Origin of the sequence: Fodinicurvata halophila, from assembly GCF_042651425.1 — a bacterium.
In the GTDB taxonomy this organism is placed as follows: domain Bacteria; phylum Pseudomonadota; class Alphaproteobacteria; order Kiloniellales; family DSM-21159; genus Fodinicurvata; species Fodinicurvata halophila.
On record NZ_JBHSCW010000007.1, the window covers coordinates 66963 to 82979 of the forward strand.

At 62.2% G+C, this 16017-nt stretch carries 19 protein-coding genes; 10 read left to right on the plus strand and 9 right to left on the minus strand.

The annotated features are described in order from the left end of the window. Positions 1–17 precede the first annotated feature (17 nt). Positions 18–887 carry an ion transporter gene (locus ACFOW6_RS12585; RefSeq protein WP_382422728.1) on the plus strand — a complete coding sequence of 290 codons (870 nt, stop codon included), beginning with the start codon at positions 18–20 and terminating at the stop codon, positions 885–887. Positions 888–927: 40 nt separating this feature from the next. Here the strand turns inward: ACFOW6_RS12585 and ACFOW6_RS12590 are convergent, their stop codons facing one another. The 8 genes from ACFOW6_RS12590 to hisB all read right to left on the minus strand — a co-directional run bounded on the left by ACFOW6_RS12590 (position 928) and on the right by hisB (position 5419). Beyond that, a complete protein-coding gene (locus ACFOW6_RS12590; protein ID WP_382422729.1) occupies positions 928–1107 on the minus strand; it encodes a PLDc N-terminal domain-containing protein in 180 nt (59 codons plus the stop codon). A 59-nt stretch (positions 1108–1166) separates the two neighbouring features. Next, positions 1167–1547 carry a histidine triad nucleotide-binding protein gene (locus ACFOW6_RS12595; protein WP_382422730.1) on the minus strand — a complete coding sequence of 127 codons (381 nt, stop codon included), beginning with the start codon at positions 1545–1547 and terminating at the stop codon, positions 1167–1169. A 178-nt stretch (positions 1548–1725) separates the two neighbouring features. After that, the gene (locus ACFOW6_RS12600; protein ID WP_382422731.1) at positions 1726–2073 is read right to left on the minus strand and encodes a phosphoribosyl-ATP diphosphatase; all 348 of its coding nucleotides are present in this window, start codon (positions 2071–2073) and stop codon (positions 1726–1728) included. Next, positions 2070–2846 (minus strand): imidazole glycerol phosphate synthase subunit HisF, encoded by a 777-nt coding sequence (gene hisF, locus ACFOW6_RS12605; protein WP_382422732.1) that lies wholly within the window; start codon positions 2844–2846, stop codon positions 2070–2072. Before hisF ends, ACFOW6_RS12600 begins: the two co-directional genes overlap by 4 nt. Continuing rightward, positions 2846–3595 (minus strand): 1-(5-phosphoribosyl)-5-[(5-phosphoribosylamino)methylideneamino]imidazole-4-carboxamide isomerase, encoded by a 750-nt coding sequence (gene hisA, locus ACFOW6_RS12610; RefSeq protein ID WP_382422733.1) that lies wholly within the window; start codon positions 3593–3595, stop codon positions 2846–2848. Before hisA ends, hisF begins: the two co-directional genes overlap by 1 nt. A gap of 18 nt (positions 3596–3613) precedes the next feature. Then, positions 3614–4174, minus strand: a complete 561-nt coding sequence (locus ACFOW6_RS12615) for a GNAT family N-acetyltransferase (RefSeq protein ID WP_382422734.1) — start codon at positions 4172–4174, stop codon at positions 3614–3616. Continuing rightward, positions 4171–4815 (minus strand): imidazole glycerol phosphate synthase subunit HisH, encoded by a 645-nt coding sequence (hisH, locus tag ACFOW6_RS12620; RefSeq protein WP_382422735.1) that lies wholly within the window; start codon positions 4813–4815, stop codon positions 4171–4173. The genes ACFOW6_RS12615 and hisH overlap by 4 nt, the downstream gene beginning before the upstream one ends. A 16-nt stretch (positions 4816–4831) precedes the next feature. Beyond that, the gene (gene hisB / locus ACFOW6_RS12625; RefSeq protein WP_382422736.1) at positions 4832–5419 is read right to left on the minus strand and encodes an imidazoleglycerol-phosphate dehydratase HisB; all 588 of its coding nucleotides are present in this window, start codon (positions 5417–5419) and stop codon (positions 4832–4834) included. Positions 5420–5624: 205 nt separating this feature from the next. On the opposite strand from hisB, the gene hslV reads away from it, so the two are divergent. The 9 genes from hslV (at position 5625) to ACFOW6_RS12670 (ending at position 15612) form a co-directional block, all read left to right on the plus strand. After that, positions 5625–6188, plus strand: coding sequence for an ATP-dependent protease subunit HslV (gene hslV, locus ACFOW6_RS12630; protein ID WP_382422737.1), 564 nt, complete (start codon positions 5625–5627; stop codon positions 6186–6188). Further along, a complete protein-coding gene (gene hslU / locus ACFOW6_RS12635) occupies positions 6160–7551 on the plus strand; it encodes an ATP-dependent protease ATPase subunit HslU (RefSeq protein ID WP_382422738.1) in 1392 nt (463 codons plus the stop codon). Before hslV ends, hslU begins: the two co-directional genes overlap by 29 nt. Before the next feature lie 272 nt (positions 7552–7823). Next, positions 7824–10511: an aconitate hydratase AcnA gene (gene acnA / locus ACFOW6_RS12640; RefSeq protein WP_382422739.1), complete on the plus strand. Its 2688-nt coding sequence runs from the start codon at positions 7824–7826 to the stop codon at positions 10509–10511. A gap of 181 nt (positions 10512–10692) precedes the next feature. Then, positions 10693–11679 (plus strand): hypothetical protein, encoded by a 987-nt coding sequence (locus tag ACFOW6_RS12645; protein ID WP_382422740.1) that lies wholly within the window; start codon positions 10693–10695, stop codon positions 11677–11679. Between the two features lie 20 nt (positions 11680–11699). Then, on the plus strand, positions 11700–12377 hold the full coding sequence (locus ACFOW6_RS12650; RefSeq protein WP_382422742.1) for a hypothetical protein: 678 nt from the start codon (positions 11700–11702) through the stop codon (positions 12375–12377). Then, positions 12374–13042, plus strand: a complete 669-nt coding sequence (locus ACFOW6_RS12655; RefSeq protein ID WP_382422743.1) for a hypothetical protein — start codon at positions 12374–12376, stop codon at positions 13040–13042. The genes ACFOW6_RS12650 and ACFOW6_RS12655 overlap by 4 nt, the downstream gene beginning before the upstream one ends. Positions 13043–13191: 149 nt before the next feature. Beyond that, on the plus strand, positions 13192–13890 hold the full coding sequence (locus tag ACFOW6_RS12660) for a hypothetical protein (RefSeq protein WP_382422744.1): 699 nt from the start codon (positions 13192–13194) through the stop codon (positions 13888–13890). Between the two features lie 9 nt (positions 13891–13899). Further along, on the plus strand, positions 13900–14559 hold the full coding sequence (locus ACFOW6_RS12665) for a hypothetical protein (RefSeq protein ID WP_382422745.1): 660 nt from the start codon (positions 13900–13902) through the stop codon (positions 14557–14559). A 156-nt stretch (positions 14560–14715) separates the two neighbouring features. Then, the gene (locus ACFOW6_RS12670) at positions 14716–15612 is read left to right on the plus strand and encodes a transglutaminase family protein (RefSeq protein WP_382422746.1); all 897 of its coding nucleotides are present in this window, start codon (positions 14716–14718) and stop codon (positions 15610–15612) included. Here the strand turns inward: ACFOW6_RS12670 and ACFOW6_RS12675 are convergent. Beyond that, a complete protein-coding gene (locus ACFOW6_RS12675; RefSeq protein WP_382422747.1) occupies positions 15581–15916 on the minus strand; it encodes a DUF3253 domain-containing protein in 336 nt (111 codons plus the stop codon). The genes ACFOW6_RS12670 and ACFOW6_RS12675 overlap by 32 nt on opposite strands. Between the last annotated feature and the right edge of the window lie 101 nt (positions 15917–16017).

A 16017-nucleotide genomic window follows, 5' to 3' on the forward strand; every position in this document is an offset into this window, starting at 1 on the left:
GGCGAAGGGACTATGGCATGGACAAGCCGTTTGCGCAGAATAATGGCGGTTCGGAAGGCAAGGTGCGCAATACCCTGCGCAGGCTGGTAGAGCATCGCCGGACGCAGCACTTCATCACCGCGCTGATTGTCATCAATGCCATCACCCTGGGGCTGGAGACCAGCGAAACCGCCATGGCCAGGGCGGGCGATCTGCTGGTGGCAGCGGACCGGGCGATTCTGTCAGTCTTCGTCCTGGAGCTTCTGGCGAAGATGACGGCCTATGGCTGGCGTTTCGTGCGCGATCCCTGGAACATCTTTGACACCCTGGTGGTGGGCATTGCGCTGGTCCCGGCGACGGGCAACCTCTCGGTCCTGCGTGCCCTGCGCATCCTGCGCGTCATGCGCCTGGTCTCGGTGGTGCCCTCCATGCGCCGCGTGGTCGGGGCGCTGCTGAGCGCAATTCCGGGCATGGGCTCCATTGTCGCCCTGCTGGCCCTGGTCTTCTATGTCTTCTCGGTGATGGCGACGAAGCTCTATGGAGAAGCTTTCCCCGAATGGTTCGGCACCATCGGCGCCTCGGCCTATACGCTGTTCCAGATCATGACGCTGGAAAGCTGGTCCATGGATATCGTGCGTCCGGTCATGGAACGTTTCGAACTGGCCTGGATATTCTTCGTGCCCTTCATCCTGCTGACCAGCTTCACGGTCCTGAATCTCTTCATCGCGATCATCGTGAACGCCATGCAGTCCCAGCATGATTCGGACATCCAGGCGGAACGCGAGGCCGCACACGCCGATGCGGAAGCCATCCTGCAGGAGGTGCGCGAGATCCGCCAGGAGGTCCAGGACCTGAAACCGGAGAAGAATGGGTCCTCCTCCGGGAGCGAGAGTGAGCGCAGCGGTTGAGCGCTTCCGGAGGGGGCTCTTTAGTGATCGGGCGTTTCGATCATCCCTTGGGACCGAACAGCAGCCACAGGATGAAACCGAGCAGCGGCAGCAGGATCAGGACGACGATCCAGATCACCTTGCCGCCCGTGGATGCGCCGCTCTGAACCGTCTTGACGATGGCGTAGATCACGAGGATCAGCAGGATCAGACCGAATATGCCTGTGACTTCGATGCCCATGAAGGGACTCCTTTATGGTTGTGCAAAGATACCTGTCCGAGTCCTGGACAGGAAAGAGCCTACGCCTCCGGTTCGAGCAGGCGGCCCAGGTCACGGCCGCCGGTAATGTGAACGTGAAGATGCGCGACTTCCTGGCGGGAGTCAGGCCCGTGATTGGCCAGCAGACGATAGCCGTTCGCAGTGAGACCGAGCTGTCGGGCGGTTTCGCCCACGGCGCGCATGAACCCCGCGATCTCGGCATCGCTGGCCCGTGCGGTGAAATCCTCGGGTGAAACGTATTCGCCCTTGGGAATCACCAGCACATGCACGGGCGCCTGGGGATTGATGTCGTGGAAGGCCAGCGCGTGCTCGTTCTCGAACACCTTGTTGCAGGGAATCTCCCCGCGCAGGATCTTGGCGAAGATGTTGTCCGGATCATAGGAAACGGCGGTATCCGTCACGTCTGCTCCCCCTTCGTTTCTCGTCCTTGTTGCGATCCTTATCGGGATCCTCTCAACCCCCGGAAAGCGTAGCATGTTCAGCTATATGGGGGAATCGACAAGAGAACTCCACCCCGAGAGAAAGATACACCCCCTCGGCAAGCTGTGGCTTTTTCCGGACTTGAGAAGCTCTCAGTGCCTATTCCGTACTGCGTGCTTCCTTCTCGGCCAGCCCCGACGTGCCCTTGCGCTCGCGCAGCTTCGCCCAGACCTCGTCCGGCGTGACGCCCTTCTCGGCCCAGAGCACGAGGAGGTGATAGAGCAGGTCGGCGCTTTCCGCGGCCAGGGCCTGGCGGTCCTCCTTGAGCGCGGCGATCACGGTCTCCACGGCTTCCTCGCCCAGCTTCTGGGCGATCTTGGTCTCGCCCTTGGCGAACAGCTTCGCGGTGTAGGAACTTTCGGGATCGGCATTCCGGCGAGCTGCGATGACCTCATAGAGTTCGTCCAGCATGAGCGCGCTGTCCGGAGCCGCCTTGTCCTTGGTCATGATCCGGCCTCCTCCATGGGGCGTACGGGAATGCCGGCGGCCGCCAGGTGAGCCTTGGCCTCGGCGATGCTGTGGGTGCCGAAGTGGAAGATCGAGGCCGCCAGCACCGCGGCGGCGTGGCCGTCGCGGATTCCCTCCACCAGGTGATCCAGGGTGCCGACGCCGCCCGAGGCGATGACGGGAACCGTCACGGCATCGGCCACCGCCCGTGTCAGCTCCAGATTGAATCCCGTCTTCGTGCCGTCGCGGTCCATGGAGGTCAGCAGGATCTCGCCGGCGCCATACTCGACCATGCGTCGAGCCCAACTGATGGCTTCCAGGCCGGTGGGCTTGCGGCCACCATGGGTGAAGATCTCGAAATCCCCGCTGTCCCCCAGCTTGGCATCGACAGCCACGACGATGCACTGGGTGCCGAACTTCTCGGCGGCCTCGCGCACGAATTCCGGATTGTGGACGGCGGTGGTGTTGATGGAGACCTTGTCGGCCCCGGCCAGCAGTAGTTGGCGGATATCCTCCAGCGTGCGTACGCCGCCGCCCACGGTCAGCGGCATGAAGCACTGCTCCGCCGTTTCGCGTACGACCTCCAGGATGGTGCCGCGGTTCTCGTGGCTGGCCGTGATATCCAGGAAGCAGAGCTCGTCGGCGCCCGCCGCATCGTAGATGCGTGCCTGTTCCACCGGATCGCCGGCATCGCGCAGCCCGACGAAATTGACGCCCTTCACCACGCGCCCGTCCTTGACGTCGAGGCAGGGAATGATGCGGACCTTCAGCATCAGGCCTCCTTCCTTTCGCGCAGCAATGCCAGGGCCGCTTCCGGGTCAAGGCGTCCGTCATAGAGTGCACGGCCACAGACCACGCCGGCAATGGGGCGCTGGTCGGGCCGCTCGCCCACACTGGCCAGGGCCGCAATGTCGTCCAGGGAGGCAACACCACCCGAAGCGATGATCGGCAGGTCGACGGCCTGTGCCAACTCGGCCGTGGAGGCGACATTGACCCCCTGCAGCGCGCCGTCGCGATCGATATCGGTGTAGATGATGGCGTTCATGCCGGCATCCTCGAAGCGGCGCGCCAGGTCGCTGGCCAGCAGGTCCGAGGTTTCGGCCCAGCCCTCCACGGCCACCCGGCCGTCGCGCGCGTCGATGCCCACGGCGATGCGGCCGGGAAAGCGGCGGCAGGCCTCGTGAACCAGTTCGGGGTCCTTGACCGCCACCGTCCCCAAGATGACGCGGGCCACGCCGGCGGACAGCCAGCGTTCGATGGTGTCGAGCGAGCGGATGCCGCCACCCAGCTGTATGGGCAGGTCGATACCGCCTGCTATGCGCTCGACAGCTTCGGTATTCACCGGCCGGCCCTCGAAGGCGCCGTTGAGATCGACCAGGTGCAGCCATTGGAAGCCGGCGGCCTGGAACGCGCGTGCCTGGTCCAGCGGGTCCTTGTTGAAGACCGTGGCCTTGTCCATATCGCCGCGCAGCAGGCGCACGGCCTGGCCGTCCTTCAGGTCGATGGCGGGGTAGAGAATCATGGCTGTCCGTTCTCGCGCTCAGGTCTGTGCCGTCAGATCCTTGTAGTAATAGTGGCCCTTCAGCCAGCGCCCGCCTGCGTAAGCGTAATAGGGATGCGTGCCCCAGCGCACGAAGTCCATCTGCTCGTAGACCTGGATTGCCCGCTCCTGGGTTTCGCGTACGTCCAGATTCAGGACTTCGAAGCCCACTTTCCGGGCGGCGGCCTCGGCGATGCTCACCAGCTGGGGCGCCAGGCCGTGGCCGCGGGCCCAGGGGGCGACGAAGAAGGTCGTCAGGTTGCCGCAGGCCGCGCCGGCCTCGTTGTTCTTGGGCGGATGCAGCAGCTGGGCCGAGCCAGCGATCATGCCGTCCAGGCGGCCGACGAAGACCTGGCGCTCGGGAATCAGCAGGACGCCCTTCCAGTAGGCTTCCATCACCTCGCGCGGCGGCGGAGTCAGCCAGCCGAAGCCGCCGCCGTCGACGATGGCCGCATCCGCCGCGTCGCAGAGGTCATGCAGGTCCGAGCCGGAAAACTCTGTGATCTGCTCGACAGCGGTCTTCGGGGCGCCACCCTGGTTGGGGGAGGAATTCTCGTTCACGGGGTCCACCTCAGGAAATTGCCGAGGAGGCGCAGGCCGGCGGCCTGGCTCTTCTCGGGATGAAACTGTGTGCCGATGAGATTGTCGTGTCCCGCGACGGCGGTGACCGGTCCGCCGTAGTCGGTCCAGGCAAGGACATGAGTGGGGTCTTCCGCATGCAGGGCGTAGCTGTGCACGAAATAGGCATGCACGCCGTTTTCCAGGCCCTCCAGAACCGGGTGGGACGGGCCGGGCATGAAGGTCAGATCGTTCCAGCCCATGTGCGGGATCTTGTGATCCGAAGGGGCTTCGATGCGTGTGACATCGCCGCCGATCCAGCCCAGGCCCGGATGGACACCGTATTCCACGCCACGCGCGGCCATCAGCTGCATGCCCACACAGATCCCCAGGAAGGGCTTGCCCTTCCGGCGCACTTCCTCTTGGAGGGCTTCCATCATGTCAGGTACGGCGGCAAGGCCCTGACGGCAATCCCCGAAGGCACCGACACCGGGCAATACGATCCGGTCGGCGCCGGCCAGGTCCTCGGCCCGGTCGCTTACCTTGATGGCAATGTCGGTGCCGCCCTGCGCCGCGGCACGTTCCAGTGCCTTGGCGGCTGAGCGCAGATTGCCCGAACCGTAGTCAATGATCACGCAGGTCATCCGCGGGTATCCGAACCTAGAGGCTGCCCTTCGTCGAGGGAATGTCCTCGGCCTTCCGTGGATCGATCTCGATGGCCTCGCGCAGGGCACGGGCGAGCGCCTTGTAGCAGGATTCGATCATGTGATGATTGTTGGTGCCGTAGAGCGTTTCGACATGCAGCGTCAGGCCGGCCTTCTGGGCGAAGGCCTGGAACCATTCCTTGAACAGCTCGGTGTCCATCTCGCCAATCTTGTCGCGGCTGAAATCAACCCGCCAGATCAGGTAGGGACGGTTCGAGACGTCCAGGGCCGCGCGGCTGAGGGTTTCGTCCATGGGAATCAGCGCAGAGCCGTAGCGCCGGATGCCCCGACGGTCCCCCAGGGCCTCGGCCACGGCCTGTCCCAGGGCCAGGCCGCTGTCCTCGGTGGTATGGTGCTGGTCGATGTGCAGGTCGCCGTCGGCCCGCAGCGTGATGTCGATCAGGCTGTGCCGGGAAAGCTGTTCGAGCATATGGTCCAGGAACCCGATGCCGGTGGCGACATCGTAACTGCCGCTGCCGTCCAGGTTGACGCTGACGGAGATCCGGGTCTCCTTGGTGTTTCTCTCGATACGGGCCGTGCGCATGGCCTTTGTTTCCCGCTGGGCTGATTTCACGGTTCAACTGTGAACCGCGCGCGGTTGTAGCAAGCCGCGCCGGGAAAAGCCACCTTCGCGTGGGCATGGCCTGTATGCATTTCCGGCCCGGATCACCACATGCCCGATAAGAGGGCGCGAAAAAGCCGCGAGAGATACCTTGATCCGTCAGAGATCCGCTGCCATTTGAGGGCTCATGTCGAGTGAAGCAGAACAGAACGGTCCCGCTTCGTGGCGGGGCACCACCATTCTCTCCGTACGCAAGGGCGACAAGGCGGTCATTGCCGGGGACGGCCAGGTCAGCTTCGGCAACACGGTCATGAAATCCAACGCGCGCAAGGTCCGTCGCCTCGGGCGTGACGCGGAAGTGATCGCCGGTTTTGCCGGTGCCACGGCCGATGCCTTCACGCTGTTCGAGCGCCTGGAGGCCAAGCTGGAGAACCACCCCGGACAGTTGATGCGGGCCTCGGTCGAGTTGGCCAAGGATTGGCGCACCGATCGCTACCTGCGCCGTCTCGAGGCCATGATGGCGGTGGCCGACACCAAGACATCCCTGGTGCTGACCGGCAACGGCGATGTACTGGAGCCTGAAGACGGGCTGATCGGAATCGGCTCCGGCGGTGCCTATGCGCTCTCCGCCGCGCGGGCCCTGATCGACCTTGAAGGCCTCGAGGCCGAGGAGATTGCCCGCAAGTCCATGTCCATAGCCGCTGGAATCTGTATTTATACCAATGACAACATTATCGTCGAAAGCATCTGAGGTGCCGGAAGAAACCCCCTATCACCCCGAGGGACAGCAGGACTCTAGCGCCAATGCCTTCAGTCCGCGCGAGATCGTCTCGGAACTGGATCGCTACATCGTCGGCCAGCGCGAGGCCAAGCGGGCCGTGGCCGTGGCCTTGCGCAACCGCTGGCGCCGCCAGCAGCTGCCCGACGACCTGCGCGACGAGGTCCTGCCCAAGAACATCCTGATGATCGGGCCGACGGGGATCGGCAAGACCGAGATCGCGCGCCGTCTGGCCAAGCTGGCGCAGGCGCCGTTCCTGAAGGTCGAGGCCACCAAGTTCACGGAAGTGGGCTATGTAGGCCGGGATGTGGAATCCATCATTCGCGATCTGGTCGAGGCCTCGCTGAACATCACCCGCGAGCGCATGCGCCGCGAGGTCCATGCCAAGGCCGAGCTGAATGCGGAAAACCGCCTGATCGATGCTCTGGTGGGCGAGAAGGCCGGGAACGACACCAAGGAGAAGTTCCGCCGCATGCTGCGCAACGGCGAGCTCGACGGCAAGGAAGTGGAGTTGCAGCTCCAGGACAACAGCGGCATGCAGATGCCCACCATGGATATTCCGGGCATGCCCGGCGGTCAGATGGGCATGATCAACCTGAACGACATGTTCGGGAAGGCCTTCGGTGGGCGTACCAAGTCACGCCGCATGAGCGTGGAGGATTCCTACGACGTGCTGATCGCCGAGGAGAGCGACAAGCTGCTGGACCCGGAGAAGGTCACCGCTGAGGCGATCCGCAACGTGGAGCAGAACGGGATCGTCTTCCTGGACGAGATCGACAAGATCACCGCCCGCGCCGACCAGCATGGCGGCGGCGACGTCAGCCGCGAGGGCGTGCAGCGCGACCTGCTGCCGTTGATCGAGGGCACCACCGTGACCACCAAGCACGGCCAGGTCAGCACCGATTTCATCCTCTTCGTGGCCTCGGGCGCCTTCCATCTGGCCAAGCCCTCGGACATGCTGCCTGAGCTTCAGGGTCGCCTGCCGATCCGCGTGGAGCTGCAGGCACTGACCCGCGACGACTTCAAGCGCATCCTGCTGGAGCCGGAAAACAGCCTGATCCGCCAGTACAAGGCGCTGATGGAAACCGAGGGCGTGGAGCTGTCGTTCAGCGACGAGGCCGTGGACGCACTCGCCGACCTGGCGGCCGAGATCAATTCCTCGGTGGAGAACATCGGGGCCCGCCGGTTGCACACTGTCATGGAGAAGCTGCTGGAGGAGATCTCGTTCACCGCCAGCGACCGCGGCGGCGAACGCATCGAGATCACGGCCGAACTGGTGCACAGCCAGGTGTCCGAGCTGGCCCGCAACGCCGACCTGACGAAGTTCATACTCTGACGTCGATGCGGGCCAAGGGGGCGAGGCCCCCGCAAGGGTCTTGGCTGAGCGGGTGTGGATGCGTATATAAGGCTCATAAATCGTACAAAGCGTCTTCCCGCAGACATGGTCGCTACCGGTTGCGGGGCGCTGTGCCGCCTGGGGCAGGAGTGCCATCGCCTTCTGTCCGGCCAAGCCCGATGAGGCGGCGCGAGCGACCCACTGACACCGGATCGAGGCGACGGGCCCACCCTGCAGATCCCGATCCGGCGTAAGAACGAAGGAGAGATTTCGTGAGCCTCGGACAGGATACCCTCAAAACCCGCCGCAAGCTTTCCGTCAAGGGAAAGGACTACGACTATTTCAGCCTGAAGGCCGCCGAAGAAACGCTGGGCGACATCTCGCGCCTACCCGCCTCGCTCAAGGTGCTGCTGGAGAACCTGCTGCGCCACGAGGACGGCAAGAGCGTCACCGTCGAGGACATCAAGGCCATCGCCCAGTGGCTGAAGGACAAGCGCTCGGATCAGGAAATCGCCTATCGCCCGGCACGCGTGCTGATGCAGGACTTCACCGGCGTGCCGGGCGTGGTCGACCTGGCCGCCATGCGCGAGGCGATGGACGAACTGGGCGGCGATCCGCGCAAGATCAACCCGCTCTCCCAGGTCGACCTGGTGATCGACCACTCGGTCATGGTCGACGCATACGGCAATGATCAGGCCTTCAAGGAAAACGTCGATCACGAATTCGAGCGCAACGGCGAGCGCTATGCCTTCCTGCGCTGGGGCCAGAACGCCTTCGGCAACTTCCGCGTGGTTCCGCCGGGCACCGGCATCTGCCACCAGGTGAACCTGGAATACCTGGCCGAGGTGGTCTGGAACAAGGAAGTCGACGGCAAGCGGATTGCCTATCCCGACACGCTGGTCGGAACCGACAGCCACACCACCATGATCAACGGTCTTTCCGTGCTGGGCTGGGGTGTCGGCGGCATCGAGGCGGAAGCCGCGATGCTCGGTCAGCCGGTCACCATGGTGATCCCCGAGGTGGTTGGCGTGCGGCTGACCGGCAAGCTGAAGGAAGGCTCCACCGCCACGGACCTGGTGCTGACGGTCACCGAAATGCTGCGCAAGAAGGGCGTTGTCGGCAAGTTCGTCGAGTTCTTCGGACCGGGCCTGCCGACACTGACACTGGCGGACCGCGCGACCATCGGCAACATGTCGCCGGAGTACGGGGCCACCTGCGGCTTCTTCCCCATCGACGAGGAAACCCTGCGCTATCTGGCCTTCACCGGGCGCGACGAGGAGAACGTGGCGCTGGTCGAGGCCTACGCCAAGGAACAGGGGCTGTGGTACGACCCGGCCGAGCCGGAGCCGGTCTTCAGCGACGTGGTCGAACTGGATCTCTCGAGCGTCGAGCCGTCCCTGGCCGGTCCGAAACGCCCGCAGGACCGCGTGGCACTCTCGGGCCTGGCGCAGAATGCGCGGACCACCATCACCGAGGCCAAGGCCGATCCGGCCAAGAGCGTTCCGGTGGAAGGCACGGACTACGAGCTCGAGAACGGGGCCGCCGTGATTGCGGCCATCACCTCGTGCACCAACACCTCCAATCCCTCGGTCCTGATCGCTGCCGGCCTGCTGGCGCGCAAGGCGCGCGAACTGGGACTGGAAACCAAGCCCTGGGTGAAGACCTCGCTGGCACCGGGCAGCCAGGTGGTGACCGACTACCTGGAGGCCGCCGGCCTGCAGGATGACCTGGACGCCATGGGCTTCGAACTGGTGGGCTATGGCTGCACGACCTGCATCGGCAACTCCGGGCCACTGCCCGATCACATTGCCAAGGCCATCGAGGATGGCGACCTGCACGTGGCTGCGGTGCTGTCCGGCAACCGCAACTTCGAGGGCCGCATCCATCCGCAGACCCGGCTGAACTACCTGGCCTCGCCGCCGCTGGTGGTGGCCTATGCGCTGGCGGGCAATACCTTGACCGACGTCTTCAAGGAACCGCTCGGCAAGGACAAGAACGGCCAGGACGTCTATCTGAAGGACATATGGCCCAGCAACCACGAGATCGAGGAGGTCATCCGGCAGAACCTGACGCCGGAGATGTTCCGCAGCCGCTACAGCAATGTCTTCGAGGGCCCCGAACAGTGGAAGGGCATCGAGACGGCCTCGGGCATGACCTATGACTGGGACGACGACAGCACCTACGTGCGCTTCCCGCCGTTCTTCCAGGACATCTCACCCGAGCCCGGCAGCTTCTCGAATGTCGAGGGCGCCCGCCCTCTGGCCATTCTGGGCGATTCCGTGACCACCGACCACATCTCGCCGGCCGGCGCCATCAAGAAGGACAGTCCCGCCGGACAGTACCTGATGGAACACCAGGTACGCCCGCAGGACTTCAACTCCTACGGCTCGCGGCGCGGCAACCATGAAGTGATGATGCGGGGCACCTTCGCCAACATCCGCATCCGCAACGAGATGGTGCCGGGGGTCGAGGGCGGCGTGACTGCCCATCAGCCCGACGGCGAGCAGATGCCGATCTATGATGCCGCCATGAAATACCAGTCCGAGGGCACGCCGCTGGTGATCGTGGCCGGCAAGGAGTACGGCACCGGATCGTCGCGCGACTGGGCAGCCAAGGGCACGCGTCTGCTGGGCGTGAAGGCGGTGATCGCCGAGTCCTACGAGCGCATCCACCGCTCCAACCTGGTCGGCATGGGCGTTCTGCCCCTGCAGTTCGAGGAAGGCACGACGCGCCAGACCCTGGGCCTGGACGGTACGGAAACCTTCGACATCCTGGGTCTGGAGGACGGGATCAAGCCACGCATGAAGGTGCCGGCGAAGATCCACTATGCCGACGGACAGACCGAGGAGATATCCCTGCTCTGCCGCATCGACACGGAGGACGAGGTGGAATACTTCCGCCACGGCGGGATCCTGCACTACGTGCTGCGCAACCTGATGCAGTCCGACAAGGCGGCCTGATACGACCCTGAAATCAGCCTGAGACAAGGGGCGGATGCCGTGAAGGCATCCGCCCCTTTTTCATGGATATGTTCCTGGCAGTGCTTCCCATTAGTTTATATGTCGCGATTGCTATCACTCTGTGGGATAAGGGTAAAAAGGCATTAGTGTCAGGGGCACATAATCAGGGGGCATCAACCACATGAGACAGAGTTCGGCGCATGTCATCATTCGGCATGTGAAAACAGTGTCGCGTCGGCATCCACATCTTGTTGCGCTTTTGATCGCGATCTTCCTCCTCGGGCAGACTGCCGATGTGCGGGCGGACGATTACAAGGATGCGGTCGATGGCATGGCCGATCTTCTGGCCCAGGAGGAGGTTGATGACGCACGAATCAAGGAGCGTCGATGGCGCGCGCTTGAGGCAAGGGCAAGCGGGCGTGATCGGGGATCGGCCATCTACATTACGCCCAACCATTCGCGCTTCGATATGATGACGGCCAACCTCAGATCCATGGTCAGTTACAGTCTGCCGTCCAAGTGGCTGGATATTCGGGATGGTGGCGACAGGGTCCTGAAGCGGATTGCGGACTGGGGTGATGCGGTTGTTGGAGAATACGAGACCAATCCGGAAGGTCCGCTCTTTCCGCCCTTTCCGCCGGCGCTGGCGGATGCCATGAAGAAATGTGCTGAACTGGGATACGTCAAGCGATCGGAGGATGGCAGAAAACAGCGTGCCTTGTGCTTGTACGGGCAGTCCATCGGGAAGGTCCGCCTAGAATTCAGTACCATAGTTCATAAAGCGGCAGTTGAGGATCACAAGTTCTATCTTGCACGCTTTGAAGAACTCAGACTCGAAGATCAGGCAAGTGAGGATACAATCCAACTTGCGACCCTGTCACAGGAACAGGCTTGTACCAGGACAGATAGTTTTATCGTTTGCGCGACCTGCCACGAGTCCTTCTCGCACATTGCCGGCGGCAAGTCGGGCCGTGCCATGCCATGTGATCGCGATGATCAGATCATCGCCCTGGATGTCACGATTTCCTATAGCAAGTTTGCCTTTAATCTTTCCCAGATGCAGGACCCGCGCATTTCCCTGATATTCCGCAAAGACAACGGTGAAAAATATACGCTCTGGTATCGGGTTGACGGCCTCATGGACGCACTCCTCGTGGCCAGAAATTAAGCCTATCTCAAGGAGTAATGATGGTCCGGACCCTGCTGGTGCTTCTTTCGCTGGCTGTCTTTACGCCAAGCTTCTCACTCGCCGATGATCGGATCCATGGCTACTGGTTCCTCTCCGGTCGCGATGGGTTTCCCGACTTTGCCCGGACGGAGACCCTCAATGCCCTTCATCCTGATGGACGCCTAGCCATACTTCCAAGGACCCTGTCGGCTGATGCGGACGCTATCGCAACCATGGATGTCGAGATCCAGGGGAACATAGCGGTCTTCACCTCACCCGAGGTTCTGTATGACAGCGAATACTACTATGAACTGCTCAACGATGATCTGATCCACTTCGTGAACATGAAGGGTGAGTTCTTCCTCAGGCGGATGCCAGAGGATGCGTACCTGCATGCTGCTCTTCTGCGTCTGGTCTTGACCGGCGAGGTGGCGCGATACCAACCCGCTGTCATGGATGACTTTTTCGGAGATGCCGAGAGAATCGCCGTCGATCTGAAAGACAATGGTGGCCGGCTTCTGCTGGTTCATATGCCGGGCGCTCGACTGGAAGGGGCCATCAGGATTGACGATGCGCCTTGGGGGTGGCCCCTCGGACCGAACGTCATGGCCTTCTGGCTCACTCCGGGTGCAGCACCGGAGAAGGTGACGCGCCTGCTTTCCGAGGCGTCCCACCCGCTTGTGTCGGAGAGCAAGTGATCAACTGGAAACGCGGCTCACTGGCGATTGCACTCTGCCTCTTCGCACAGGCGGCCAGTGCCAACGAGGGCATACAGGGTGCGTGGTTCCGCGTTGCGGAGGGCGCGCGACCTGTTGTCGAGAACGCCGAATACATCATGGTGATGAGACCAGGCGGAAACCTGGTCGAGATCTTCATTGATCCAAGCAACCGCATGGAAGTCATCACCGGGGACCGCTTCGAGGTTGCCGGCAAGGATTTGACGTTCACTTTTCCAGATAGGGATCGCAGCCACCATCGGATCGGGTTCGAGGGGGAGGACACCTTGATCCTCTCGTCGGGTAGCGATCGTTCAATTGAATTCCATGCGCTCTCCGGGAAAAACGGTTTGTGGGCAACCGCCGTCAGGCTTGCTGAAAGCGGTGAAGTGCGTTCGATCCAGGTCCTGGACGGCGATGGGCGGCGTATTCTGGGAGCACCACAAGCAGCACAGGTCTACCTAGATGCGGCGAGGGAGTCGATCCTCCTGCTCGGTTTCGCGGGATCGCGGAGTGATGGCGCTGTCACGCACAGGGCGCATGACTGGCTGGTCCCGATCTCTCGTGATGTCGTCGCGCTGGCCCTTGGTCCGGAAAGCTTTCTGCCGCGTTTCGAGCGGCTGGTCGGCAGGATATCGACCCGCTAGGCCATCTCTTGGCTTGATGACCAGACTTCAGTGCCGGCAGGCCGAGTTGTGTCCCCTCCTTTGCCCTGCGGACTAGACTTTCCACTAGCTGCCTGTAGCCTGTCAGTTGAAACTGAACAAAAAAGGGGTAGGGCTTAATGAGGGGTTTGTTGGGGAGTCTTCTTGTATGTCTGACTTTGCCAGTTGCGGCGGCACAGGCCGATGAACGGCTTCTGGGTTATTGGTATCTTGAAGAGGGGGCGCCTGGCTTCAGAATCGACGACGCTCAAATCGGGGCCCTCCATCCTGATGGTACGCTCATAAACCTGACCTCCGACGGCAAAGAACTGAGCAGTGACACCACTGCAAAGTACGGCGTTGAGGGTGATGAAATCACATTCATCTATCCCCGTGGATCGGATGAGGAGCCCCAACGCTATCCTTACACTTACGAATTCATCGATAGTGATACCCTGCTCTATACGGATGAAGCCGGGGACTATGAAAACCCTGAAGATGCCAAGTCCTACTACAGGCGGCTCCCGAGTGATGCACATCTAACTCTGGCTCTTCTGGGGCTGGCCGAAAGCGGCCAGCTTAATGAAGCGGAACTCGAGGTCGACAGCGACTTCGGTGAACGAGCCGTTCTGATGACCACCGAAGATCCATTCGCGCGATTCATCCTGTTCAGCGACAAACGTCAGGCCTTCGGCGGGCAGATCAAGCGGAATGGTGAGCCAGTGGTGTCCACGGTCTCTGCGCATCTTGCCGCGTTCAGAATGGGCACGGCCTATCCAGACGAAGCCTTCGAGAAGATGATCACGATCATGCAAGAGAGCATTGCATCGGCGCAGAAAGCTGCAGACTGAGGGATGGACATGAAAATCTTTATCAAATTCGCACTTGCCTCCTGTCTCGTGCTTTCGGCCATGCCCGTTCTGGCCGATGAACGTTTTCAAGGCTATTGGTACGATTCGGCAGGCTCAGAAGAATTCGATCTGAGCGAAATCTATTTGATCGAATCACTTGGCGCTGATGGCACCCTACGCGGCCTTGATGTCAACGTTGATCAGGCGAACGGATTTTCTGGAGGACGTTATGAGGTGTCTGGCGATCGCATCGTGATCACCTATCCCGAAGAAGAAGGGGAGTTTGCATTCACTTACGAATTCCTGGACGAGGATAGGGTGGTTTATCGCAACGAAGAGGAGGATTTTCAGGCGGTTTTTCATCGCCTGCCCGAGGATGCCTATCTTTCCCAGGCTCTCATGCGGCTTGTCGATACCGGACGACCCCTACAGGTAACCCTCGTTGAAGAGCCATCCATAGGCTCGGACGTAGCCATGGTTTCGCTCGACAATGAAGAGGCTGTTTTCGAGATAGCCATGGACAAGGAAGCGCAGTACGAGGGTGAAATGACGCAAGGAGATGATGTCGTGCTTGCCGCCCTCCATGACCATCTTCTCATCATGCGCAATAATGCGGGCTATCCCGCGGACCAGTTCTCGGAGATCGTGCATCTGTTGCGCGATAGATAACACCCATTCTCCAAGTCGTCCTGTAAGGGGGCCTCGTGCCAGTCAACCGGTGAAACCACAGCAGAGCAGCTTGTGCTTGCTTGCATATGGGGTTGTATTTTAGGCCTTCTTCCGGCTTGCCATAGAAGAGCAGCACCTTGACAGGCAGGACTTGCCATGACGCGTCTTACCGTCTCGCATACGACGGTCTATCGTTATTCCAGACCCGTCCTTTTCGGCGAGCATCGCCTGATGTTCCGGCCGCGGGACAGTCACGACCTGCGACTCATCAACACCGGCCTGGCGATCTCGCCGCCGGCGCGGGTTCACTGGTTTCACGACGTCTTCTCGAATTCCATCGCCGTGGCCAGCTTCCAGGAGGCCGCGGAGGAGCTGCGCTTCGAAAGCAACATCGAGATCGAGCATTACGGCCTGTCCGATCCGGACTTCCCGCTGGAGCCCTATGCGGAAACCTACCCCTTCTCCTATCCCAGTGAGGAGATTCCGGACCTGGGGCGCACCACGGAACGCCACTATCCCGATCCGGAGCGCCGGCTGGACGGCTGGGTGAAGGCCTTCCTGGACGGCCAGGGACAGGTCGCCACCCGAGAGCTGCTTAGCCGCATCACGGCTGCCGTCGGACAGCAGTTCCATTACGAGCGGCGCTATGCCGTGGGAACCCAGAGTCCGATCGCCACGCTGGACAGCGGTACGGGCACCTGTCGGGACTTCGCGCTGTTCATGATGGAGGCGGTGCGGGCCCTGGGACTGGCCGCACGGTTCGTCACAGGCTATCTCTACGATCCGGCCCTCGACGAAGCGGGCGCCTCGACGGTCCGCGGGGCCGGCAGCACCCATGCCTGGGTCCAGGTCTACCTGCCCGGTGCGGGGTGGGTGGAATTCGATCCCACCAACGGGCTGATCGGAGGTGCCAACCTGATACGGGTGGGTGTCGCGCGCGACCCCGGACAGGCCGTTCCCCTGCAAGGCTCCTACAGCGGGGCGGCCGAGGATTTCCTGGACATGGAGGTGGACGTCCGGGTCAGCTCTGCGGGCTCGCCAGCCCCAGCCTGATGAGCCCTTTCACCGGCGCGTGGGGGTCCTGGGGAACGCCCCGGCGATAGATCGTGATATCCCCGCGCCGCGCCAGGAAAAGGGCCTGCTGGCGCGCGGCCGGCAGATAACGGCGCCAGAGCTCTCGGCTCTTCTTCGCTTCCGGCCGGGTGGCTGCATAGGTCCGGGCGGCATCGGTGGGGGTAATGGTCTTGCCGGGCTCTGCATCCCGCAGCAGTTCAAGGATCGTCTCTGCCAGAGGATCGAGACCGTCCTCGGACAGGGCCGTGTTCTGCTTCTCGGGTTCGGGCGCTTCTCTGCTCATGGGAACTTCTGCCTGACTTGCCTGAACCGGGCCTAACGGAAGACCGCCGGGCCTGCAAGCCCCTTCGCGGCGAGAGGGGATGGTTGCTACCGCCCTCTCCC